This is a genomic window from Mycolicibacter kumamotonensis (assembly GCF_002086285.1).
Taxonomy (GTDB): domain Bacteria; phylum Actinomycetota; class Actinomycetes; order Mycobacteriales; family Mycobacteriaceae; genus Mycobacterium; species Mycobacterium kumamotonense.
Window position 1 is genome coordinate 131,343 of sequence record NZ_MVHU01000008.1, and the last position, 6,235, is coordinate 137,577.

Annotated in this window: 6 protein-coding genes; 2 read left to right on the forward strand and 4 right to left on the reverse strand. The window is 65.8% G+C overall.

Annotated elements, in window-relative coordinates; genetic code table 11:
- Positions 1 to 21: 21 nt before the first annotated feature.
- Positions 22 to 507 (reverse strand): winged helix-turn-helix transcriptional regulator, encoded by a 486-nt coding sequence (locus tag BST28_RS08090; RefSeq protein ID WP_019737183.1) that lies wholly within the window; start codon positions 505 to 507, stop codon positions 22 to 24.
- Positions 508 to 603: 96 nt separating this feature from the next.
- Here BST28_RS08090 and BST28_RS08095 point away from each other — a divergent pair, with 96 nt between their 5' ends.
- Together BST28_RS08095 and BST28_RS08100 are read left to right on the forward strand one after the other, a co-directional pair.
- Positions 604 to 1,305 carry an SDR family oxidoreductase gene (locus tag BST28_RS08095; RefSeq protein WP_083080625.1) on the forward strand — a complete coding sequence of 234 codons (702 nt, stop codon included), beginning with the start codon at positions 604 to 606 and terminating at the stop codon, positions 1,303 to 1,305.
- A gap of 29 nt (positions 1,306 to 1,334) precedes the next feature.
- A complete protein-coding gene (locus BST28_RS08100) occupies positions 1,335 to 1,760 on the forward strand; it encodes a tautomerase family protein (protein WP_019737181.1) in 426 nt (141 codons plus the stop codon).
- 94 nt (positions 1,761 to 1,854) lie between these two features.
- Here the strand turns inward: BST28_RS08100 and BST28_RS08105 are convergent, their stop codons facing one another.
- The 3 genes from BST28_RS08105 to BST28_RS08115 form a co-directional block, all read right to left on the reverse strand.
- Positions 1,855 to 4,956, reverse strand: coding sequence for a DEAD/DEAH box helicase (locus BST28_RS08105; RefSeq protein WP_083080609.1), 3,102 nt, complete (start codon positions 4,954 to 4,956; stop codon positions 1,855 to 1,857).
- Positions 4,957 to 5,141: 185 nt separating this feature from the next.
- Positions 5,142 to 5,501 carry a PIN domain-containing protein gene (locus BST28_RS08110; protein ID WP_065288176.1) on the reverse strand — a complete coding sequence of 120 codons (360 nt, stop codon included), beginning with the start codon at positions 5,499 to 5,501 and terminating at the stop codon, positions 5,142 to 5,144.
- A gap of 48 nt (positions 5,502 to 5,549) precedes the next feature.
- Positions 5,550 to 5,795, reverse strand: a complete 246-nt coding sequence (locus BST28_RS08115) for a FitA-like ribbon-helix-helix domain-containing protein (RefSeq protein WP_083080610.1) — start codon at positions 5,793 to 5,795, stop codon at positions 5,550 to 5,552.
- Between the last annotated feature and the right edge of the window lie 440 nt (positions 5,796 to 6,235).

The window sequence follows — 6,235 nt, forward strand, 5'->3', positions numbered from 1 at the left end:
CTACGAGCGGGGTCTGACAGCTCAGGGTGAGCGGCGCTTGGCAGGCAGCCGGATCTGGATGTCTTCGGGTTCGATCGACGGGGCATCCAGGTCGTCGGTGACGCGCACCCCGATGCGGCGCTGGGTGCCAGCGGCGACGAGTTCCAGTGGCGGACCGCTGTCCTGCAGGTACTTATCGCCCCACTGCACCAGCGCCACCAGGACCGGCAGCAGATCCTCCCCGGCCGGGGTCAGCCGGTATTCGTCGCGGACCCGCTTGCCGCACTCCTGATAGGGCACCCGGGTGATGATCCGGGCAGCTTCGAGCTGCTTGAGCGCCCGGGACACCGCCGGCGCGGAGGCCCCGATCCGCTCGGTGAAGTCCTCGAAGCGGGTGGTGCCGTAGAAGCATTCGCGCAGCGCCAGAAACGCCGTCTTGGTGCTCAGCACGTTGAGCAGCTTCGTCATCGAGCACGCCTCACCGATCGACCATCGGGTGCGGTCGCGCAGGCGGGGTTCGAACTCCATACCGACATCCTAGGTGACTAACGCTTGCGTTATCCAGCGATTCGTGCTTCTATCTGACTAACGTATTCGTTATCTAGCTGGAAGTGGGTGTTGGAGATGGTTGCAGTAAACGGAAAGGTGGTTGTCGTCACCGGGGGCCGTCGCGGGCTCGGCGCGGCGCTGGTCGACGAGGTGCTGGCCCGCGGGGCGGCGAAGGTGTACTCGACCGGCCGGTCGGCGTTCAGCGATGACCGGCCCCAGGTGGTGCCCCTTGCCCTCGATGTGCGCTCGGCAGAGTCGGTGGCCGCGCTTTCGCGTGCCGCCGCGGACGCCGAGATCGTGTTCAACAACGCCGGCATCCTGCACCCCGGCTCGCTGCTGAGCGGCGGGTTCGACGATGTGACCGACACGTTCGACATCAACGTGTTCGGGCCGCTGCGCGTCGCCCGCGCCTTCGCCCCGATTTTGGCGGCCAACGGCGGCGGAGCGTTGGTCAACATGCATTCGGTGCTGTCGTGGCTGGGCGGCGCCGGGGCCTACGGGGCGTCCAAGGCCGCGATCTGGTCGGCGACCAACTCGCTGCGCTCCGAATTGGCGGCGCAGCACACCCAGGTGGTCGGCGTGCACGCCGGGTTCATCGACACCGACATGGTCTCGGATTTCGCCGCGGACAAGGCCAGCGCGGCCGAGGTGGCCCGCCGCATCGTCGACGGGGTGGAGAACGGGGCTCTCGAGGTGCTCGCCGATGACATCAGCGTCGACGTGAAGGCCGCCCTGTCGGGTCCGGTCGAAAACCTGGCCGTCACCCTGCCGGTCTGAACGCCGGCCTGCCGAGAACGGAAACCGCCATGCCGCTGTGGACGATTCACCACACGCCCGGGGTCTTCAGTGCAGTCGACAAGCGCGAACTGGCTGCGCGTATCACCGATTACTACGAGCAGATCGGGCTGCCGCGTTTCTACGTGGTCACGCTGTTTCACGAGACGGCTCCCGAGGATCTGTATGTCGGTGGTGAGCCGACCCCGGTCGGGGTGCGCATCGTCATCGATCACATCGCCCGGCGCGCCGGCGACAAAAAGACCCGGCAGCGGATCGCCGGGGGGATCAAGAAGATTCTGGCGCCGTTTTTCGAGCGGCATCCGGGTCTGCACTGGGAGTTCCACGTCGATGAGACCAGCGAAGACTTGTGGATGATCAACGGGCTGATCCCGCCGCCGGGCGGGTCGGAGGCCGAGAGGCGTTGGGCGGAAGAGAATGTGGTGTCGGGGTATTGAGGTCGCGGGACGGGGCCTGCCGGGGACTCCCGCCAGCGTCAACACACCATGTGGATGAACGCTCATCCTACGGCCACAAGCTGGCGGCTGGTTCCTACGCCACCGCCACACTGGAGGCCTGGAACACCTCCGCCGGCATCGGCTGGTGCAGCCGCCAGGTGATCGCCATCGGCTTCTCCCCCTCGTGCGAGACGTAGTCGGCAGGCCCGAGGAAAACATAGGGCGCGGCACCGAGCGCGTTGGTTTTCGCAGCGCGCACAAACAACAGTATGTGCGAACCATTTTCGCGGTGGTGGATGTAACGCTGCCCGGTCGGCGAGTTCTCCGAAGTGGTGGATTGCGACTCCCAATGGAACAGCCGGTCGCTGAGCGCGAAGTCGCGGTACATGGTGGTCGGTGAGTAGTCGGTCTCGGATTTCTTCAGCGTGATCAGGAATGCGTCGGTGTTGAGGTCGGGGCGCCACACGACTCCTTCGCGCATGGTGCTCGGAGTGCGGTTCTGGGCGGCGTAGTCCAGCGCAGCGAGGATCTCTTCACGCGAGTAGGTGGCGTGCACCTGTAACGGAACCTCTGCCAAGGACGGGACGAAGCGGCCCAAATCGTAGGTGCTGCGGCGGGCGGCGTCGAAGGCGATATCGATCACCTGGCGCATCTCGTCGCTCACGGGCTCGCCACCTAAGGCGTCGAGTCCAGCTGCAACATCAGGGAATCCGCCGCCGTTGGGGAACAGCGAATAGAACAGCATCGCGGCCAGCCGACGTTCGGCGGGACTGGCCAGGTCGGCGCTTCCATCGAGGATGGTCCGGTATGTCTGCCAGCGTGGCCGGTCGTCGGCGTGGGCCAGGGCGCGGACGCGTTTGACCAGATCGGTTTCGCGGGGACCGGGATCAGCGGCCAGTTTGCCGGCCTCGCGACACAGTGTGGTCCAGGACCGGTTGTTCTTCAGGATGTCGGCAAGCTCGCGGCCGTAGGCGTCGAGATAGCCGGCCAGCCGGTCATCGGGGTGGGCTCGCACTTCGGAGACCAGCGCCGCCCAGCGGGGCGCCACTTGCTGTTTGATGTTGTCGAGCACCAGTTTCTGCGCGACGCGGTCGAGCACGATCTGACTGCCTGACGGCAGGAACGGAAAGCCCTGCTCCACCTGGCGCTGCAGAGCTTTGCCGCCGGTTCCAGTCAGCGCCCGGAAGCGTTGGTCAAACCGGAACTCGCGACGCTGATGGCCGACGAAGTCCAGTGCCGTCAGCACGGTCTTGCCGTGGGTGAGCCGCAGCCCGCGTCCGAGCTGCTGCAGAAAGACGGTGGCACTTTCAGTGGGCCGCAAGAACAGCACGGTGTCGACCTCGGGAATATCCAGGCCCTCGTTGAACAGGTCGACGGCGAAGATGATGTTGATGTCGCGGTTGCGCAGCGCCGCCAGGGCGGAGCGACGCTCGTCGGCGGGCGTCTCGGCTGAGACCGCCAGCGCAGGAATGCCCGCGTCGTTGAAGCTGTCGGCCATGTAGCGGGCGTGGTCGACGCTGACGCAGAATCCCAACGCGCGCATGGCCGCATCGTCACCGACTTTGTCGCGCAGTTGTTTGAGCACGATGCGGGTGCGGGCGTCGTTTCCGGTGTAGATCCCGCTGAGGGCAGCCAGGTCGTACCCGCCACGCTTCCACTGCACCGCTTCGAGGTCGGTGTCGTCGTAGATGCCGAAGTAATGAAACGGACACAGCAGGCTCTGTTCCAGGGCTTCCCATAGTCGCAGTTCGGCAGCGATACGGCCCTCGAAGAACGCCCGCACGTCGACACCGTCGGCGCGTTCGGGGGTGGCGGTGAGCCCAAGCAACTCAATCGGTTGTACATGGCCGAGCAGTCGACGATAGGAGGCGGCTTCGGCGTGGTGGAACTCGTCGACTACGACGACGTCGAAGTGGTCGGGGGCGATGTCGGCCAGCCGGTTCGCCGACAGCGATTGGATGCTGGCGAACACGTGTCGCCACTTGGTCGGCTGCTGGCCGTCGACGAGCAGTTCACCGAAGGTGGCGTCGGTGAGGGCCTCCCGGTACATGCGTTGGGCTTGGCCGAGGATCTCCTTGCGGTGCGCGACAAACAGCAAAGTCAAGTCGCGGCCGTGGACCTCGCGGGCCAGCCGGCGGTAGTCCAGGGCGGCCATCACGGTCTTGCCGGTGCCGGTGGCGGCGACGATCAGGTTGCGGTGCCGATCATGCAAGGTGCGTTCGGCGTCGAGTTGTTCCAGCATCTCGGCTTGAAACGGTTTGGGACGCACTTCCAGACCGGACAAAGTGACGGCCAGTGAGTCACGTTTGCGATCGCCGGATGCGTTCTGCAGGGCTTGGCGGAGCCGTTCACCGTCCTGGTCGGGGCGATACGGCTCGAAATCACGGTTTTCCCAGTAGGAATCGAACGTCGCCCGGAATTTCTCCAGCAGGTGCGGCGTGCCGATCGCCGAGAGCCGCACGTTCCATTCCAAGCCGTCGACCAGGGCAGCGTGCGACAGGTTGCTGGAGCCGACGTAAGCGGTGTGAAAGCCGGTATTGCGGCGCAGCAGCCACGCCTTGGCGTGCAGGCGGGTGATGGTGGTGTCGTAGTTGACCCGCACCTCGGCGCCGAACTCGTTCACCAGGGCATCCAGCGCACGGGCGTCGGTGGCACCGAGGTAGGTGGTGGTGATGACCCGCAACGGAATGTCGCGTTCCCGCAGTTCGGTGAGTTCCTTTTCGAACAGCCGCAGGCCCTGCCATTTGACGAACGCGCACAGCAGATCCACCCGATCCGCGCTGGCCAGCTCGGCGCGCAGTTCGGCCGCCAAGGTCGGCTCACCACGGCCATTGGTCATCAGCGCGGCATCCGAGAACGGGGTGGCCGGGCGAGGGAGTCTGTTGTCGGCCAGGGCCTTAGCGCGACGCACCTCGTCGAGGCGGGTGATCTTGCCAGGGTCGTCCGTGCGCAGGGCGGCGCCGTCGGTGACGGTATCCGGTAGCAACTCCAGGATGCGATGGGTCAAGTCGACGCGGTCTTCGACGGTGCGGGCCGAGCGCAACGACCGCTCGATGATCGGCGCCAAGTAGCGGGTGATCGTCAGCGCCTGCTCGGCGTCATCGACCGTAGCGAAGTCGGGGCGCAGGTCGGCGTGACGGGCCAGCTGGGCGTGCAGGTGCTCGGTGAGTAGGGATTCGTAGACGCCGGGGTCCATGGCCGGCAGGGTAGCCGATGGAGCCGACGCTGCGATTGTTCAGCGGCCACCGCTGCTCGGCTTCCGCTATCGACGCGACTTCAGCGGAATTCGGAGCAATACCGGCACCGTCGCCTGCGGTTGAACGCCGCCACAGCGCCGCTGCTCGACGCCCAGAGCGGACCGCCTCAGCGTGACCCGTCCTGTCACAGCGTCCACGGGTTGATCACGTCGACGCCGGTGCCGTCGAAGTCGCCGATGTTGCGGGTGGCCAACGTGGCTTGCTGGGCGGCGCAGATCGCGGCGATTTGTCCATCCGCGGCGCTGATCGGTCGCCCACGCTGCTCCCGGGCGGCCACGATCTCGCCGTAGCGAACGGCGGCGCGCGTTTCGAACGCCAGGATCACATCGTCGAAGTCACCGAAAACCCGGGACGCAGCGGCGGTCAACCGATCTTTCCGACGTCCATCCGGAAGCCGCGCAATGCCGTATTCGATCTCGGCCAGGGTAATCGCCGTGGTGTGTAAGGCGCCCCACCGTGTCGACCCACGCGAGGACGTTGGGATCCGGCTCGTCGCGCATCATCTCCGCGACCACGTTGGTGTCGATGACGATCACGGCAATTGCGCCGCGCGCGGCATCTCGGATCGCAGAGGAATGTCCAGGTCAATACCACCGACCGCGGCGAAAGCTTGCCGGATCGCTTGAGCGAGATTGGGTCGGTCATCCTCGGCAGCGGCAACCGCAGCGGTCAGGATCGCTCGGGCCTCGGCCTCCATGGATCGCCCGTGTTGGGCCGCACGAACCTTCAGTCGAGCGGCCACGTCGTCATCCAAGTCACGCACACTGATTGCCGCCATGTCAGCCACCTCCCACTGCTGGCAATGCCAGCGCTAATTGTCGGCGACCGGCCTCCGAACAGCGACTGGGCGCATCTCTGCGCCGAGCCGAGGCATAGCCTCGGACTCGGACTCGGACTCCGTCGAGTGCGGAATATCGGGATTGGACGATGCGGAAAACCGGGACTCCAATAGTGCAGAATTTCGGGAATCCTGCACTCCGGACCGTGCCGCTATCCGCTGGCCGAACGCATTGTCACCACACCAATCTGCACACTGTGGAGTTGATCGCTGGTCGGCGGTACAGCCCGACAGCCGGTGGTCAGACTTCACGGTCCGACTCGCCGACGGCGCCACGATGCCGGCGGGGCCTCCCCCGCCAATGCGGCTCTTCGATTTTGGCCGGGCAATCAGCTGCAAGTCCGGGTTGCGGCCCGCTGTTTGCGGGTGCAGTGGAAGCG

Coding starts and splice junctions, on each gene's coding strand:
- BST28_RS08090 (WP_019737183.1), bottom strand. CDS start 507: ATGGAGTTCGAACCCCGCCTGCGCGACCGCACCCGATGGTCGATCGGT.
- BST28_RS08095 (WP_083080625.1), top strand. CDS start 604: ATGGTTGCAGTAAACGGAAAGGTGGTTGTCGTCACCGGGGGCCGTCGC.
- BST28_RS08100 (WP_019737181.1), top strand. CDS start 1,335: ATGCCGCTGTGGACGATTCACCACACGCCCGGGGTCTTCAGTGCAGTC.
- BST28_RS08105 (WP_083080609.1), bottom strand. CDS start 4,956: ATGGACCCCGGCGTCTACGAATCCCTACTCACCGAGCACCTGCACGCC.
- BST28_RS08115 (WP_083080610.1), bottom strand. CDS start 5,795: ATGGCGGCAATCAGTGTGCGTGACTTGGATGACGACGTGGCCGCTCGA.